16 protein-coding genes are annotated in these 16325 nt (G+C 44.2%); 12 read left to right on the top strand and 4 right to left on the bottom strand.

What is annotated here, in order from left to right:
• The first annotated feature begins 23 nt into the window (after positions 1–23).
• The 9 genes from E2R66_RS11190 to E2R66_RS11150 all read left to right on the top strand — a co-directional run bounded on the left by E2R66_RS11190 (position 24) and on the right by E2R66_RS11150 (position 6168).
• Positions 24–1094 (top strand): DUF932 domain-containing protein, encoded by a 1071-nt coding sequence (locus tag E2R66_RS11190; protein WP_133230632.1) that lies wholly within the window; start codon positions 24–26, stop codon positions 1092–1094.
• Positions 1095–1137: 43 nt separating this feature from the next.
• Positions 1138–1728, top strand: a complete 591-nt coding sequence (locus tag E2R66_RS11185) for a PRTRC system protein E (protein WP_133230634.1) — start codon at positions 1138–1140, stop codon at positions 1726–1728.
• A gap of 11 nt (positions 1729–1739) precedes the next feature.
• Positions 1740–1958: a PRTRC system protein C gene (locus E2R66_RS11180; RefSeq protein ID WP_133230636.1), complete on the top strand. Its 219-nt coding sequence runs from the start codon at positions 1740–1742 to the stop codon at positions 1956–1958.
• 2 nt (positions 1959–1960) lie between these two features.
• A complete protein-coding gene (locus tag E2R66_RS11175; protein WP_133230638.1) occupies positions 1961–3106 on the top strand; it encodes a hypothetical protein in 1146 nt (381 codons plus the stop codon).
• Complete coding sequence (locus tag E2R66_RS11170; RefSeq protein ID WP_133230640.1) at positions 3103–3822, top strand: PRTRC system protein B; 720 nt, start codon at positions 3103–3105, stop codon at positions 3820–3822. The genes E2R66_RS11175 and E2R66_RS11170 overlap by 4 nt, the downstream gene beginning before the upstream one ends.
• Positions 3819–4661: a PRTRC system ThiF family protein gene (locus tag E2R66_RS11165; protein WP_133230642.1), complete on the top strand. Its 843-nt coding sequence runs from the start codon at positions 3819–3821 to the stop codon at positions 4659–4661. The genes E2R66_RS11170 and E2R66_RS11165 overlap by 4 nt, the downstream gene beginning before the upstream one ends.
• A gap of 22 nt (positions 4662–4683) precedes the next feature.
• A complete protein-coding gene (locus E2R66_RS11160; protein ID WP_133230644.1) occupies positions 4684–4863 on the top strand; it encodes a hypothetical protein in 180 nt (59 codons plus the stop codon).
• Positions 4864–5428: 565 nt separating this feature from the next.
• Positions 5429–5869 (top strand): MauE/DoxX family redox-associated membrane protein, encoded by a 441-nt coding sequence (locus tag E2R66_RS11155; protein WP_134737924.1) that lies wholly within the window; start codon positions 5429–5431, stop codon positions 5867–5869.
• A gap of 11 nt (positions 5870–5880) precedes the next feature.
• Entirely contained in the window at positions 5881–6168 is a 288-nt protein-coding gene (locus E2R66_RS11150) for a hypothetical protein (protein WP_133230648.1), read from the top strand.
• 49 nt (positions 6169–6217) lie between these two features.
• Here E2R66_RS11150 and E2R66_RS11145 read toward each other — a convergent pair whose 3' ends face one another.
• The 4 genes from E2R66_RS11145 to E2R66_RS11130 all read right to left on the bottom strand — a co-directional run bounded on the left by E2R66_RS11145 (position 6218) and on the right by E2R66_RS11130 (position 13887).
• Positions 6218–7711, bottom strand: coding sequence for a TlpA family protein disulfide reductase (locus E2R66_RS11145; protein WP_133230650.1), 1494 nt, complete (start codon positions 7709–7711; stop codon positions 6218–6220).
• A gap of 59 nt (positions 7712–7770) precedes the next feature.
• Complete coding sequence (locus tag E2R66_RS11140) at positions 7771–9159, bottom strand: RagB/SusD family nutrient uptake outer membrane protein (RefSeq protein WP_158288381.1); 1389 nt, start codon at positions 9157–9159, stop codon at positions 7771–7773.
• A 10-nt stretch (positions 9160–9169) separates the two neighbouring features.
• Positions 9170–12670 (bottom strand): SusC/RagA family TonB-linked outer membrane protein, encoded by a 3501-nt coding sequence (locus E2R66_RS11135; protein WP_133230654.1) that lies wholly within the window; start codon positions 12668–12670, stop codon positions 9170–9172.
• A 176-nt stretch (positions 12671–12846) separates the two neighbouring features.
• The gene (locus tag E2R66_RS11130; protein WP_133230656.1) at positions 12847–13887 is read right to left on the bottom strand and encodes a FecR family protein; all 1041 of its coding nucleotides are present in this window, start codon (positions 13885–13887) and stop codon (positions 12847–12849) included.
• Between the two features lie 348 nt (positions 13888–14235).
• Between E2R66_RS11130 and E2R66_RS11125 the strand changes: the two genes are divergently transcribed.
• From E2R66_RS11125 to E2R66_RS11120, 3 genes are read left to right on the top strand one after another with little or no spacing between them, the layout of a single operon-like run.
• Positions 14236–15249, top strand: a complete 1014-nt coding sequence (locus tag E2R66_RS11125; RefSeq protein ID WP_133230658.1) for a hypothetical protein — start codon at positions 14236–14238, stop codon at positions 15247–15249.
• Position 15250: 1 nt separating this feature from the next.
• Positions 15251–15391 (top strand): hypothetical protein, encoded by a 141-nt coding sequence (locus E2R66_RS28315; RefSeq protein ID WP_158288380.1) that lies wholly within the window; start codon positions 15251–15253, stop codon positions 15389–15391.
• 2 nt (positions 15392–15393) lie between these two features.
• Positions 15394–16287: a DUF4238 domain-containing protein gene (locus E2R66_RS11120; protein WP_133230660.1), complete on the top strand. Its 894-nt coding sequence runs from the start codon at positions 15394–15396 to the stop codon at positions 16285–16287.
• Positions 16288–16325: the final 38 nt, after the last annotated feature.

Raw genomic sequence — 16325 nt, 5'->3', positions numbered from 1 at the left:
TTTAAAAGCAAAATCTTAACATCATGGCACACAACTTGAATTTCAACGAAGCAACTCACTCATACAGCTTTTTCAGCGTAAAGGAAAGAGCATGGCACGGTTTAGGTAAAATCGTAGACCAATATCCCACAAGCGCACAGGCGATACAATTTGCAGGCTTAGACTACCATGTAGAAAAACGCCCCCTGTTTACCTATGATACCGAAAATCATACAGGCGACCCCGACACGGATATTTTGATCCCAGAAATCGAAGTACCCAATTACTTTGCAACCATCCGCACCGATACCGAACAGGTTTTAGGGGTAGTGGGCAAAGATTATGAAGTCGTACAGAATGTAAACGCATTCGAGTTTTTTGATGCTATTGTCGGCGGGGGAGAGGGCATACTTTACGAAACGGCAGGGGCGTTAGGCAAAGGCGAACGCATATTTATTACCGCCAAACTACCGGGCTACATCCGTGTTGGCAAGGACGATTTTATCGAAAAATATCTTTTTCTGACCACCTCCCACGATGGTTTTGGAAGCATTACCGCAGCCTTTACCCCCGTAAGAATTGTGTGTAACAACACGCTTAACGCTGCCATGCGTAACCATTCGGTCGGCATTAAAATCCGTCATACCGCATCTGCCAACGACCGATTGAAACAGGCGCATACGCTCATGGGTATCAGTAACAGAATGGCTGACGAAATGCAGGAAATCTTCAATCATTGGTCAACCGTCCGCATCACTGATAAGGAGGTGAAGAAACTAATACAAGTTGCTATGGTGCCAAATAAAGAGGTACTAAACAACCTGATGGCAGGTAAAACCGATGAACTGTCAACTACCTACACCAACATGGTAGACAAGGTTTACGAATATGCCATGAGCAGCCCGACACAGCAAATGGAAACGACTGCGGGGACTTTGTTCGGTGCTTATAATTCGGTGACTGGCTATTTTCAAAATGTACGAAACTACAGGGACGGTGAAGCCAAATTTAAATCCATCACCGAGGGAACAGCCAAACAAAGAGCGCAAACTGCCTTTGACCTGTGCCTCGATTTCTCCAAACACCTTAACGACAATTTCCTGCAATTCAATTAATCATCCAAAAGGGGAGCAATCCCCCTTTATTAAATCATTAATCATGACAACGAACTTTTTTCAAAATATAGCAAGCCTGAACCTGCAAGGGGTTTGGAAACTGGCCATCACCACAGATGATAAAGGCAATTTTATTGTATCTCAATTATTCAATACCACCTGCGGAGATAAGGCAGTGAACCTCATCGTACCGCTTACCCTTTCCGGCACAGCCGAGGATTTAGACGAGGGCTTTTTTGACAAGGTAACTGAACCGACCTTAAAAAGCGCAGGACTGCAAACCAATATGGAAGCCCATTTGAAAAGTGTAGAGATAGCTAAAGCCGCCTCCAAGCTGGAGCAGGATAAGAAGAACAAGGAAAAAGCGCAAACCACCGCAACAGCTACTAAGAAAACCGACGATGTGGAACTGCCTGAACCCAAAATCAGCAAAGAGGATAAGAAAAAAGCCTACGATGAAGCGATGGAGAAGGTAACTGAACTGATTAAAAAGTTCAAGTTTTCCGAAGCTTTAACCATCCTGCCAACCATCGAAGACCACCCCAATAAGGAGAACGAATTGAAAAAGAAACGCCAGTATCTGACCCAACAAGCCAACCTGTACGAGAAAGTATTAATTGATTATAACGCCTAATTCCCATAGCCATGATACAGACAAAATTATTACCACGGGTTTTTATTCATACAGAAAACGGTCAAAAAATACGGTTGACCGACCCTAATGAGGACTTTAGCCCCGAAGCGGTTTGCAACCATTTTGCTAACCTCTATGCCATCCTGACCACCGCCAAAATTGTCGGGCCTGAGTTCAAAGACGACTTTAGGGAATACGAATTTGTATCCACCATAGGCACGAAAGGTTAACGATGAAAACAGGAACAGCAGACAGATCAGTACAAAAACGAAACCCACAGCAATGGAAATTACATCAGCAGTTAGCACACTTCGCAAAAGACCTCGACAGGCTGCCCGATGCGCAGGAAGTAAGGCAAAACCCGCCACGCTCCGCACCACCTGTTACCGATGGTTTTTTAAGGCATAGCTTTACGCCCATGTACGCACCAGCGCAAGACCTGCCGGATCGTTCAGCCGCAGAACGGGATTTTTTTAAATCCCGTTCTTACCTCGAAAAACACTATGGTTTGGAACTGACTGATTATCGTTCCCTGCCATACCCGTACAATTTGTTAATGGCTGAAAAGGAATTGCACCTTAAACTCCGAGTGAAAGACAAATACCGACATCTAAAAATTATCGAGCAGGAGAATAAGCAGGTATGCCTGACCATAGAAGAAACGTTTGACGAAGAGTTTTGCCTGTACTATATCCCCGTTATGCCAATTTACCAGTTATGGCAGAATGAACTGCATATACCTTGTGCCGAACTGCTGACCGCCGTTTGCGCTTACCTCTATGCCGAGGCGGGTATTTCCTATTACCGGGATGAGGACACGTATATGTATTGCAATTACGAGGCCTTGGAAGAATGGATAAGCGATGATTGGGGAGACGGCGAGGAAGATGAATACGCACACGAAAAATCAGCCCTCGAAAATGCCAAAATACAGGGTGACTTTATACAGGCTAAAATGATGGAAACAGGTTTTCGCCAAAGTCTGGACAGCCTTATCGCCAATTTCAACGCCGTAAGTGAATTTGAAAAGGATTGCCTTGCAGTCGCTCAAACCTGCCTGAAATTAGGACAAGAATTCCCCAATGCAAACTTGTTTAGGCATGCCAGTTTACAGGATTACGAGGTCGAGGATTACGAAGATAATTACGTGGGGATGCACGAATATATTTCTTTTATCGGGAGCATTAATGATAATCTGAGCGAACGCTTGAAAAGCATGGTGAACGATGATTTTAACGAGCGCGCCCGATACCAGGAACCCGAAATAACCACCATTTTTAATGAAGCCCAACCCGCCTATACGAATGAATTAGCCTATGAGCAACGGGCATTCGGACTGATAGACGATTTATGTACCCTTTTATACCGCAAGCCATGAAAGAATTAACAGGCATGTTCGGAAATCTATACGAACCTATAAAAGCTTTAATTATCCTGCGCAAGACAGGCGAGCAGAACCAATCAGATTACTATATCGAAAGCTACGACATGGACGGGAAAGGTTGCCCGATTAACGGGCATCCCTTATCTGTCAAAGAATGCAATAGCTTGACTAAAGCCCTACAGGTGAACGAAAAGAAAGCGCAGGGATTCTTAACGCCTAAAGGCTTAATGCCACAAAATGTTTTGCACCTCAACAGCGGTGCTAACGGTTATGTGATTTGGCATACGCCACCGCAAGCCGTCAAACTATTGTTTACCGAAAATTTGGGCATCCCCTCGGCAGCGGCAAATATTCCGGCATTGGTGTGGAAAGCCGGAAAAGGCAGCTTGCAAATATTCGCAGTAGATGCCAAAGAATTTAAGGAAACGACACCGCTGTATTATGCTCCTTTTTTCAATCTCTACAATGATGGTAGGGTTTGTATGGGTAACGTGCGCATTCGCATCCCGAACGACTGCGGCTTGGAACAATTTATGGAACTATGGCAGGACTATTTTTTTAATAGCTATTTCAGCCACTTAATAGGAGGGCATGAACCCATCAAAGGCAATATCGTGCAGTTGTGGCAGCAACTGACCACCACCGCCGAACCGTTCCCGGCCAACGTGCTAAACGCTACCAAATACCAACTTAAAAACTTAATTCGATGAAAACTTTAACCACCGTTCATATTACCGATAATTATTTAGTCAACCCAACCAATCCGATTACTGTCAATCTAATAGGGGCGGGGGGAACGGGTAGCCAAATGCTGACTTGCCTTGCCCGTATGAACCAGGCCATGCTTGCCTTAGATTATCCCGGCCTTCTCGTTACTGTTTACGATGATGATACCGTAAGCCCTGCCAACCTCGGCAGGCAACTTTTTGCCGAAGCAGAAATGGGCCTGCACAAATGTGTTGCCCTTGTAAACCGTATCAACCGGTTTTTCGGTACAAACTGGAAAGCAGTTACCAAACGCTATGAATCGGAAACCCTGCGATACCTGCCCGACAACGGCAAAGCCAATCTCTATATTACCTGTGTGGATAATGCAGCCGCAAGGTTCGAGATAGCCGAAATATTGGGGGCATACAAAAACTATAAGAGTTATGAACGCAACAAGCCGCTATACTGGATGGATTTAGGCAATAGCAAGGATACAGGACAAGTATTATTGTCAACAATCGGGGAACTCAAACAACCGACCTCGGAGAAATTTGTGACCGTTGGTAACCTGCCATTTGTGACCGAGACTTTTAAAGGCTTATTGGAAGCCGCAGATGTAACCGATGATACGCCAAGCTGCTCTTTAGCCGAAGCCCTGACCAAACAGGATTTGTTTATCAATTCCACTTTAGCCAATATGGGGGCTTCGCTTTTATGGGCTTTATTTCGGGAAGGCATACTATTGAACCGTGGGTTTTTCATGAACCTCCACGACTTCAGGACACAGCCCCTGAAAGTGGTTGATGACAAACCTGAAATCGCAGAACAAGCCGCCGCTTAATGCGGCTTTTAAACCAACATTCATGGAAATTACAGATTTAAAAGGCAAAAACATCCAAGTTACAAACTTGGATTTAGCCATCTTACAGGCGGATGATTACCGCCATTACCGTCATGCCAACCCCGACTATGCCGCGCAGGACGAGGCTTTACAAGCTTATTGGCAGGATGTCTATGAAAAGTTAATCTCGTTGAAATCTTAAAAAAATCGCGCCGCCCTGCCACTTGCTGCTTTCATCCGCAACAGGCAGGACGGCGTGTCGGGTGGCCTGAATTTCAGCAAATCAAGCCGCCGTCCGCCCACCTCGCTTTGCTGAAAAACAGGCCTGTTTTAATTTTAAGATGATGGTGCAGCTACAAAAAGGTTTGCGCTGAACGCCCGTGAGAGGCGGTTATCCGGCTTAATTAATCGTAGGGGTGTCAGGGTAGTAAAGTAAAGTAGTTGTTTTTTTAAAATGATACGACGAAATAGGGGATTAATCTGCGGCTTGAACCGGGTTATGCAGAAAAAAGCAGAATTCTATTGCCATTTACCCTCATTAAGCACCACCATTTTACTACTGTTTTGGTGCTTTGGGTTGTAGTTACTTTGTGATAGATAATCACAAAGATCATTTAACCCCTTATCTCCCCAGGAGGTAATACAAAGAAAGGACGCGGTGACAAAGAGTAAACTCATCCATGCGGGTTACGTACCTGCTGCTGGCATCAGCCATCTTGTATTCCTAATGTCCATCATTATCCTCGTTTATGGAAAGTCGTATTATAATGAAGCGCAGGTTTGCCTTAACGGAATCAACTAAGGAATGGTTAATTACAGCCATTCGCCTGGTTTGCATGTTTCTATTCCTGTATACCGCCTATGCCAAATTGGTCGATCATGACCGGTTTCTTAAAGGCCTGTCCGGGGTACATCTGATCAGCGGCCTGGCTGTTTTTATTTCCTGGTTCGTTCCGCTGATCGAAATACTGACCTTTATTTTATTGCTGATCCCCTATACGGCAAAATCGGGATTATACCTCTTCCTGGCGATGATGGTCGTTTTCACCGGTTACATCTCCGGAGTGCTGCTCTGGGCAAAAACAATCCCTTGCCACTGTGGCGGTGTCATCGAAAACTTAAGCTGGACGCAGCATTTATGGTTTAACCTCGCCTTTATCGGGCTGGCCATCATCGCGCTCCGGCTACACAAATCAAATAATCAATAAAAATACACAACATGAAAAACTTCAAACAAATCGCTTTAGGCCTCGTAGTAGGCGCTATGGCCATCGGGTTCAGTTCTTTTACAACTGCTAAAAAGTTTGCTTCGGTAACTTATTACCAGTTGAGCCAGGATAATTATACCAAATTAACCAGCCCAAGCGGCAATTGTGATCCGCTCCAATCAAAACCTCACGCCTGCACCATAACCTATGCGACTGATCCGGGTGTGGCTTCGTTTACTTATTCCGCAAGGCCGTCCGGCGGGTCAGAATCTGCAACAAAAGAGATTTGGGAACAATAAAGATGCTTTAATCACATAGGAGCAATTAATTTGCTCCTATGTGATTTTTTTAAAGATGTGTTCGAATTAACTCGTCTAACGCTAAAAGGGATTTCTCATCTGTGATTCTAACCGGGCTTGAAGTAATGATACTACTATTCTTGTCTACCAATAATAGTTGCGGGAATGACTGGTAATTATAAAAATCAAGCATGGGATGACGGTAGCCCATACCGTTTGTATGTAAATTAAGTTCCTGAGGTGACGAATAAATACCCTTGTCCAAACCCATCTTCCAAAGCTTCCTGTTGTAATCTACGTTTACGCTAATGAACACAACGTTGGGATTGTTTTTGTATCGCTCCCTGATCGGTTGTAATTCTTTTTCTTCCATGGCACAACCACTGCATCCATAGAACCAGAACTTGCAAATCATGACCTTGCCCTTGAAATCATCTAAAGTATAATATCTTCCATCATAACTTTGCAGTTTAAATGGATAAGCCCTGTTCCCGGTCGTTTTTGAATGTAGTAAGCCTGTTAAAATGTTTTGATAAGGATATTCAGTTACCTCGCCAATAATAGATTGGAGATCCGCCTGCGCTGTGTAGGATTGATTAAAAAAGGCCATGAAAAATACGGTAAGGATCTTTTGTCTCAGCAGGCCGGAATAATTGCTGCTGATGGCTTTAAACGTTCGTTCGAACCGGTCTTGTTTGAAATTACTGGTATCACTGTGCAGCCCGTTCCATGCCCGCTCTAATTCGATAAGATAAGGTGCATATGAAATAGAATTGGTGATCAAGGCGGAATCTACCGGGGGCTTGTTTTTTTGATAGCGTTCATTGATGGCCGTCACTGCTAGGTTTTCTTCTGTTTGGCTATAGGTTTTATTCTGTACGATTACACTCAATGAAGTAATATAGCCGCGGTTCAGCTCGCTATAACTATTGATTTTAAGTATGGCTAACAGGTCTGGCGGTAATTGCTGTTGATATTTTAAAAGGATGCGGTCAAGATCCTTCAAAATCGAATCCCGTTTAAAAATCAAATAGTTAACAATGCCGGTATCGCTATTGTGAAATGGCTTGGTTCCGTTTACCGGAACATTTGCCTTTTTTAATTCAGCCTGACAGGTATACAAGGCTTCGTTGTTTGATTTAAAATGGAAATCATCTTTGCTTTTGATATCAAAGTAAAGGCTATCGCCGGGCCGGGCCAAGGTTAATCCAACCCAGCTATCCACCGGAAATCCTTTAAAGCCGAAATAGACAAAATCGGCTTTCGGCTTGATTTTTACCATAAAGGCGTTGGCTGATACCTTTACCTGATAGGTCTGGTTTACATTGGAGTCAATCCCGAGGATATTTCTATAAACTTCCAGGCTAAAATTATCAGGAAGCGCTTTTCTTATTTCAGGTGTCCACTTGCCGTAAATGACAATTTCCTTACGGGTCTGTCCAGAAACAGTCGACAGACTTGTAAATCCTGTAATAAGTATCAGGACATATTTTAACAGTTGAGGATAATAAAACCAGTAGGTCTTGTTTTTTGAAATGTTCATCTTGTTTTAATGTAGTTGTATATTATAATGATGTGCTCATTAATTAGGCACCCGTTAGGCTATCGGGGATTTTGCGATATGCCGCTGTAATTAATTTCGTCATCGGGTATCGGGAACAAATACCGTGGGTCATTCGGGGGCAGCGTATAGGTTTTCCCATTCAATATCCTTGTTATAGTGATGTTGGCCCCCTCTTTATTCAACCGCTTCAGGTCTGACCACCGCAGGCCCCGCCGGATCAGTTCTTTTTGGCGCTCTGTTAAGACCATTGCTAATGCTGTTGCTGGATCTGAAGCACTGCGTGGTGTAAAGGTGCCGCTGGTATACCTGGTAATTAATAAAGTATTTAAGCTACTTAGTGCGGTCTGGACAGCTGACCTTCTCGCAGCGCATTCCGCTTTGATCAGGTACAGCTCATCCGTTGCCAGCCCGGTATAAATCAGCGATCTTCCGCTGTACGTCCGCTTGCGTAGCGTGGTTCCATTGGCTGCTTTTCCGAAATAGATTGGCTTTCTCAGGTCGTTCGCATCATATAAGCTTAACAATTCCGGCGTTATAGCGTATCTTCCAAGTGAGGAGGAGATCACCTCGGTCAGATCAGTGGTTTGGACACTGTAGTAGTTACTTTCGTCGTTGGAAAAAGTAAAAGGCGTGCTTGCTGTTTTTGAAACGGTGTTATAGTCGATAAGTTTATTGTAAATCAATAAGCAGCTATCTGCATACGCCTCCGCTTTGGGGTACTCGCGCATACTTAAATAGATCCGGGCGAACAAGGCGTAAACCGCAGCTTTGGAGGGCTGGTTCCTAAAATCAACAGATAGATTATTAGGAAGCAATCTGCCTGCTTGTTGCAGGTCTGACAATAGCTGATCATAGGTCTGTTGCAAAGTGGCCCTGGGTAATAGCTCATCTATACCTGAAGTAAGCCGCAAGGGAACGCCGGGGGAGCTTCCCGCAGTTTTGCCATCGTAAGCCTCACAAAAGTTTTGGGCCAGGTCGTAAAAGGCGAACGCGCGGGCAAAATACGCCCATCCCTTGGCCTTGTTCCATTCACTGGTGCCTATCCCGTCACTGTTGGGCAAGCCATCCAGTACGCTATTGGCATAAAAAATAGCCGCGTAAGGAATATTCCAATCTTTTACATTTCCCTGCCCCCCATAAAGATCTTTTTCCCATGTATAGGCATTCCTGGTGGTCAATTGTACAAGTGATTGGTAGGTAGCATAATCGGGAATGATAAATTCGTCAGAGGAGGCAAGCGGGAGTGCGCCTGTCTGGTTGAATACTTCCGTGTTACTAAGTAACTGCTGGAAATCTGTAATGGTATGCGGTTGGACCAGGCTTGTACTCGGTTTTACGTTTAAGAAATCTTTTTTGCAGGAAGTGAGCACTGCCGCAGTAAGAAGCGCTAAACAGACACTGCCGATTTTGAAATTTTTTCTGTTCATGATAGTTAATTTAAAAAGTCGCATTTAACCCAAATGAGATGGTCCGTGTTGAAGGCAATAATTGTGTCCCTGCATCGGGGTCCAATCCATCCTTATTTGCACGCCAAAGAATTCCGACATTGTTGATATACGAATAGATCTGCAGGCTTCTAAAGGGTAGATACGGGTGACTCTTTTTATTCAGCTGGTAGCTTAACCGGATATCCTGTAGCCGGATATGATCGCCTTTATCGATCACGTCTTCAGAACCTAAGTAGAAAACATCTCTGTAGCTATCATTGGGATAAATGAGCGATGGTATGGTTGTATGAAGTTCATCTCCTGTTTTTTGCCACCTTTGGTCAAATTCTCCCTGATTGTAGCCATAATTACTGCCTGAGAAAACCCCGTTCTTCCTGAAATAATAACCCAGCTTATAAACGACATTGACTGAAAGATCCCACTGCCGGAACGAGATATTATTTCGTACGCTGCCAAATGACCGCGGAGTTGCCGGCCCCTTATAAACGAGTTCATCGGCGTTTTGGGAATTATAAATTCCCGCATAGTCAGTACTGATAGCTCCTGCCAGATAGCCCCTGGGATTACCGGTAGCATCAAGTCCGGCGGATTTAAAAGCAAATATGGCGTAGTAGGGGTAGCCTACCAGCGGGTTGGAATAGTTGCTGAATACAATATCGCCGTTAACGCCCTGCTGTGCGCTATAATTGGTTATCCGATCAAGGGCGTAGTTGTATAACAGGTTCAGTTTCCATTTAAAACCAGGCTTACTGAGGATGATTAAATTTGCGACGATATCAATTCCATTGGTTTTTGTATCCGCCGAATTACCTTTGAATGTCGTTACGCCGGTTTGCGGTGCGATAGGGCTGTTACCGATCAGGTCCATACCGCGTTTCCGGTAATATTCAAAACTCCCGGACAGCCAATTCCCTTTTGTCGAGAAATCGATCCCTAAATTGATGTTCTCGATTTTTTCCCAACCCAGGGAAGGGTTGGGAGGATTAATGATATTAGCGTAAAGCGTGTTCCAGATGTTATAGTAAAATGCATTAGCGGTAAGATAAGCCGAAGTTGTTTTATCCGCATTGCCATTATAACCATAGGTTGCCCTGATTTTCAAATAGGGTAGTGCATCTGAATGGTAAAAGCCCTCGTTGCTCAAATTCCAGGCTAAACCGGCAGACCACAGGGGGACACCTTTTTGGTTTGCCTTTACACCGAAAATATTGGTTTCATCTTTTCTGGCACTTGCCGTAAAGATATACCTGCTGTTATAAGTATAAGAAGCATTGGCATAATAAGACCTGTAACGGTCCGTGTTCCCTAACTGGCTCGGTGCGGTTGGGATCGTTTGGGCGCCATAGGGGTCGTAATAAATATTGTAGTAAGCTAACGGGTTAATGGAGCCGTTAGCATTGCTTGCAGTAGAAGGATCATAGCCGTAATAACGCTGACTGTTCAGATCATATTGATAATCCTTAACCTCAAAACCAGCTATCGCACTAACGGCGTGGATGTTTTTTATCGTCTTTTCATACGATAGCTGCACCCTGCCGTATTGCGTTGAAGCAGTTGCATCGTTTCTATCGGTAATGGCTCCCAGCGGGATGATCCGGCTTAAAGTACCTGTTGAGGGATCAATTGCAGAGAACCTGTTGATCAGGTCCCGTGCATAAAATGAATCCTGGTTATAAACACGGTTGTCATCATTCTGATCCTGCTGGTATTGGTAGTTAACCTGGATCTTAAGCTGATCGATCAATTTGTAGGTAATTCCAGCCAGAAACCTGTAATTCGTCAGGCCTGTATTTCTGTTGCCCTTGTTTTCATTCAAAGGGAAGTACCGCCAATCTAAAAGTTTTCCATTGCCGGCCGTATCAACATACGAGGCTCTCAGGGTTTGATTGATGTTATCAACGACAGGTAATGGATTACCATTTTTGTCTGCTAATTGGTCGTAAGCCGTATAAGCCCTGTATGTATTTGCATTGGAACCCGTATTACTCCTGGTAAACGAGATAGAAGTAAACAACTCCAATTTGTCGTTCAACAGGTTCAACGTGTTGTTGGCATTGATCGTATACCGTTTGTAACTGTCCGAAACAAGATTTCCCAGGTTCTTATCGAACCCCGCAGAAATAAAATATTTCTGATGTGCCGCACCGCCGCTGACACTGAGGCTATATTGCTGGTTCGCACTTTTTCTGTAGAAGTATTTACGCAGATCATTCCGTACATCACTTTGTTTTAAGGTATTGATTTGCCCATCATAATCAGTTTGGGAAATTTGACTGTTTCTTAGCTTATCCATCAAAGCGACCGCGGGCGATATGGCGCTGTAGCCATTGCTGATCGTATTATCGTAATAGCCCTGGTCGAATAAAAACTTTTCTACATAAATGTTATCTGCCGACGACATCTGGTAAGGATAATTCAGGTTCGGCTTTTCACCGATGGTCAGGTTGGCGTTTAAACTAATAACCGGATCACTTCCCTTTTTACCTTTCTTCGTGGTAATTACAATGACGCCATTGCCTGCCCGTACGCCCCAGATGCTGGCGGCCGATGCATCTTTTAAAATAGAGATGCTTGCTATATCATTTGGGTTGATACTATTTATGTCGCCATCATATGGGAAATTATCGACGACAATAAGTGGGTTGGGGTTAGCAAAAATGGTGCTGCGTCCCCGGATAGTGATCGTTGAGTTATTATTCCCGTCCAGGTTTCGTTGATTGAAAATCAGCCCGCTGGTAACGCCATCTAATCTTTCCAAGATGTTGCTGCCTACCCTGCGGTTCAATAAGGCGCTATCAATGAGGACAAAACTGCCGGTTGCCCGTTCTTTAGGTAGCGTCTGATAGCCGGTTGAAACAACCTTTACCTCATTTAATTTTGAATTATCCTGTTTTAAAACGACCGTCAAATAAGCGGTTGTATCGGCTAATAAAACCTCCTGTGTTATAAATCCAATAAATGAAACCTGTAATCTGGCGTTAAGCGGAACATTGGATAAGACAAACTCTCCGTTCTTGTCAGTAATGTAAACCTTGCTTTCACCGACTATTTTCAAGGTAGCACCGGGCAGCACCATGCCAATGCTGTCAGTTACCTTTCCTTTAATGATGACGGGCTGCTGTTCCGCAATTCTCTTTCTTTTTTGTGCGTCATGGCTGATGATGATTTTGTCATCTATAACCTTATAGGATAATGGAAAGGGTAGGAGTAAGTCATTTAACACCTCCTTTAATTGTTTATTGACCGCGTGGAGGCTAACCCGGCTATTGATTAACTCTTTGGAATTACTGTAGATGATGGAAACCTCCGCAGCTTTGGCAATTTTATCAATACCGCTTTTTAAACTTATTTCTTTAAAACTTACGGTGACTTTCTTTTCCAGGATCTGGTTGGCAGATTCCGCTACCGCCGGTAAAGACAAGCATCCGTTAACAAAAACGATGATAAGTAAAAGCCTGATTGATTTAAGGGAGGGTAAAATGGAAAACATAGTTTAATTATTTAATGGTTATAGCACATGTATATTCTTTGTGAATGGGCAATACCAGGCCCATAAAGCAATTTTTTAACTTTTTGCAGTTGGTGTATTCTAAGAAATGTAAAATTGTTCCGTGCGTTATTGCAGCGGTACCCTAATTTATGGGTGGGATAATTTTGCTATCTGTCTCATTCTTCACACCCTCCTTTTAATATATACTTATCCTTGTGGGTAATCACCTTAGCATTGATTGCTGCCGCTAATTGTTCTAAAACAATGGCTAATGGCCGGTTCGTATTGAATTCGCCATAACATAAACAGTTCTTTGATTTGCTTTCTATCAAAATCGGCACCCTGTAATACCGGGTAAGTTCTGCCACCACTTCCGGCACGCTGACTCCGTCATAATTTAAAATACCGTTCTTTCGGTTCAGCATCTGTTTAGCCTCTGGATAATTTAAACTGATCAATGTTCCGGTTTGAGGGTTAAACTCGCTCCGCTGGTCGGGTCTTAGCACAACGTTGGAGGGTTTTCCGTTTAAAGCACCTGGAGCAGACACATTGACAATACCGGTGACTACAGTTACCGTATATTTTGCCTGTATTTTGTAAGATTGAATGTTAAAGGAGGTGCCAACTACACGGGTATCCATTTGACCGCTGTGTATTACAAATGGATGTTTTTTGTCTTTGGCAACCTCAAAAAAAGCTTCGCCTTCCAGTTTGACCTCGCGCAAATTACCTGTTAACTGATCTGGATATTGTAGCGAACTGGAAGGGCTAAGCCATATCTTGGTGCCATCGGAAAGTGTTAAGATCTTACGTTCACCGGCTTTGGTGAGCAATGTATAAAGCTTGGGATCGCCGCTCGAATTATTCATGAAATAACCGCGATAGATGAGCGCGCCGGTACCAGCAAGGATCAACCAGAATGCCGCGATCTTCAGCCACCTGGGAAATTGGGTGCCGCTCGATTTGCTATCGGTGTTTTCTTTTATTTCATGGAGGATGTTTTTTCTGACCTGTTGGACGGCTCTTTCAGATGAAGCATTTGCTTCTGCTGAATCTTCGTAACCCAATTCCATTCGGATCAAGCTTCTCAACTGTCTTTCGTCCTGTTCGCTTTCAAAGTAGTTTAAAAGCTGCCTCGTTTCATCTATACTACACCTGCCGTCGAGGTATTTCTGAAAGAGTTCGGTTAAAGAAGTTTGATTGTTTGATCCGTTCATTAACCCTATTATGCAGTTAAACTAAATAAGGTCTATTTGGGAGGGTAAAATATTATGAATAAGTAGGAGCAAGCAACGAAACCGCTTATTTGATTAACTTAGAGTGTTAATTGATAATAAATAGTTATCCTTTATTGATTGTAGAAAAATCTTTCCCGGTCATCAATGCTTCCGACTCGAAAGATTTCGAGGTCATCGGCAATTTATATCCGCGACTCAAAAAGTAAGGCGCGAGCTAGGTGCTTTTTTTGGGGCACATTGGCAGATGTGCGCAACCGCAAGATTGTGGAAAACTAAGTTTATTAGCACGCGATCTTTATGACGACCTTTAGGTATAATTTTAAGGATATGGAAGATACGGTTGTTATGGATTTCCCGGCACTCGTCAACGGGCTGGCTGAGCTGCCCGAAAGTGCGGGAGCATTATCTTTTTTGAATAACCATCTGCCGATAATGGAAGCAAAGTTGTCGCTGGTCCAGGAATTATTGGTGCAAGAGGTGACGGATGAGCGCTTTAATGCGGCGATCAATGCGATCCATTTTATGATCGATAAGGTTCCGCTGTCCATGATACGTTTAGGTGCGGGGGCACCGATCTTTCGCGGACGCGCTAACGGTGAAAGATTGTTCGACCGCCAGGAGGATATTTCGTATAACAAAGCGGCTCCGGACCGCATCACTGCAGGTCGCTTCAACCGGCGTTTTGAGCCGCTGTTCTATGGTTCATTGCGCGTAGAAACCCCAAAGATCGACACCGTACTGCATTGTGCCCTCGAATGCTGTAAAGAATTGACTGATCATGATCCAGGTCCGGTGGTGCAAGACATCACTGTCGGCAAATGGGTCAACCGGGGGGCAATGCCCGTGGTAAACCTTTGCTTTGATGAGCGCCATCTCGCGGACAATCCTGATCTGAAATTCAGCACGGACCGGTTCCGCCGGGAACTGGCAGGATTTGTTTCACCGGAGGCTTGTAGTTTCGTGTTTCGTTTTATGCAGTTCTTTTCAGAACTGGCCTGGTCGGTCAACAAAAGCGAAAACAGTTATTATATCATGAATGCTTTCTTTTACGCGGTACGCTATTACTACGCGGAAACCCGGAACACGGCCATACCCGGTATTATTTATCCAAGTGCGATGACTGAAGGATCAGGATTGAATATCGTTTTGGTACCACAGGCGGTGGACACATTCCTGCGGCTGGATATGGTATACATGCAACGGTTTTTCAGGGCCAGGGGAAGTAAACAATATATCAGCGATCCCTGCAGTGAGCTGGTTCATGTTAAAGATGGCAGTTTCGAATTTCGTAAGGTACGGCCTTACTTAAAAAACGGACAGCTGTTTACTTATGGCTTATAATATGATAAGTAATCAACCACAAATACAGCATCCGGCAGACCGGGTCCTGCTGGTCACGGGTGATATCAATTTACAGAACAAGGCACAGTCAGCATTGTTAAGCTTTACGGATATTGATGACCTGGAAGACCCCAACGTTTGATCATGGGCAGATCGGTTGCGCATCATTATTTACCACAGTTCTATCTGAAAGGGTTTACGGACGTCGCCGGATTATTTCTGATCTATCAAATTCGCCGGGGCGCATTTAAAATGAACGGCAAACGGTTTTCCCCAGCCAGCCATTTCTTTGTGCCTAAAGACAACACTGTTATTTTTGGCGGTGTCGAAGACAATTTTATCGAAGAGTCCTATAGCCGGATGGAAAGCAAGACCGCTAAAGTGTTCGATAAGATCAGGGCCGTCAATGAGGGTTATGACCTGGCGGAAACCGATATCCCGATGCTGCAATATTTCGCGGCAGAACTGTTCTGGCGTCTGCCTGCCCAGCAGCCGGTGCTCGCAAAAATGGCTGAAACACCTTCCTTAAAACAGCTTGGGATCAGTTTAAAAAACAAGGATACTGGCGAAACAGTCGACCACCCCGAGATTGAGCAACGCATACTGCAACATCCAAATTATACCAAGCTATTGCGAACGATGATGCCCCTGATGACCTATCCCAGGTTATTTGACTGCAAGTCCCCGGTTACCATTTTTACTTTTCCGAAAGGCTTACCGGCTATTTGCAGTGATAACCCGCTGATCCTGCGCCACCCTGAAAAGCTCGACCTTTACCAGGATGATTTTATTCTTCCCCTGACCGAAAATAAAATACTGATCAGAATCAAAAAGCTGAAACCGCGGTTTTGGTCCACCGTGAAGATCGATATCGATATGTTGGTGCTCCTGCAGTCCAACGAATACGCCTGTTGCACCGATGAACGCTACCCGGCGATGCTGAAAGATCTCTTCCAAAAAAAATACCAGTCCACCGACCGGTTGCGGGCGGGCATATTTGAAAGCATCGATGATGAATTCTCCCTGGAGCAATCATAAGCTTATGCTGCATTTGCGGAACCAACGTTTACTGTTTA

The organism is Mucilaginibacter psychrotolerans, from assembly GCF_004519315.1.
GTDB lineage: Bacteria > Bacteroidota > Bacteroidia > Sphingobacteriales > Sphingobacteriaceae > Mucilaginibacter > Mucilaginibacter psychrotolerans.
The sequence above is the reverse complement of the archived record's forward strand: the minus strand, read 5'-3'. Positions and strand labels throughout refer to the sequence as shown.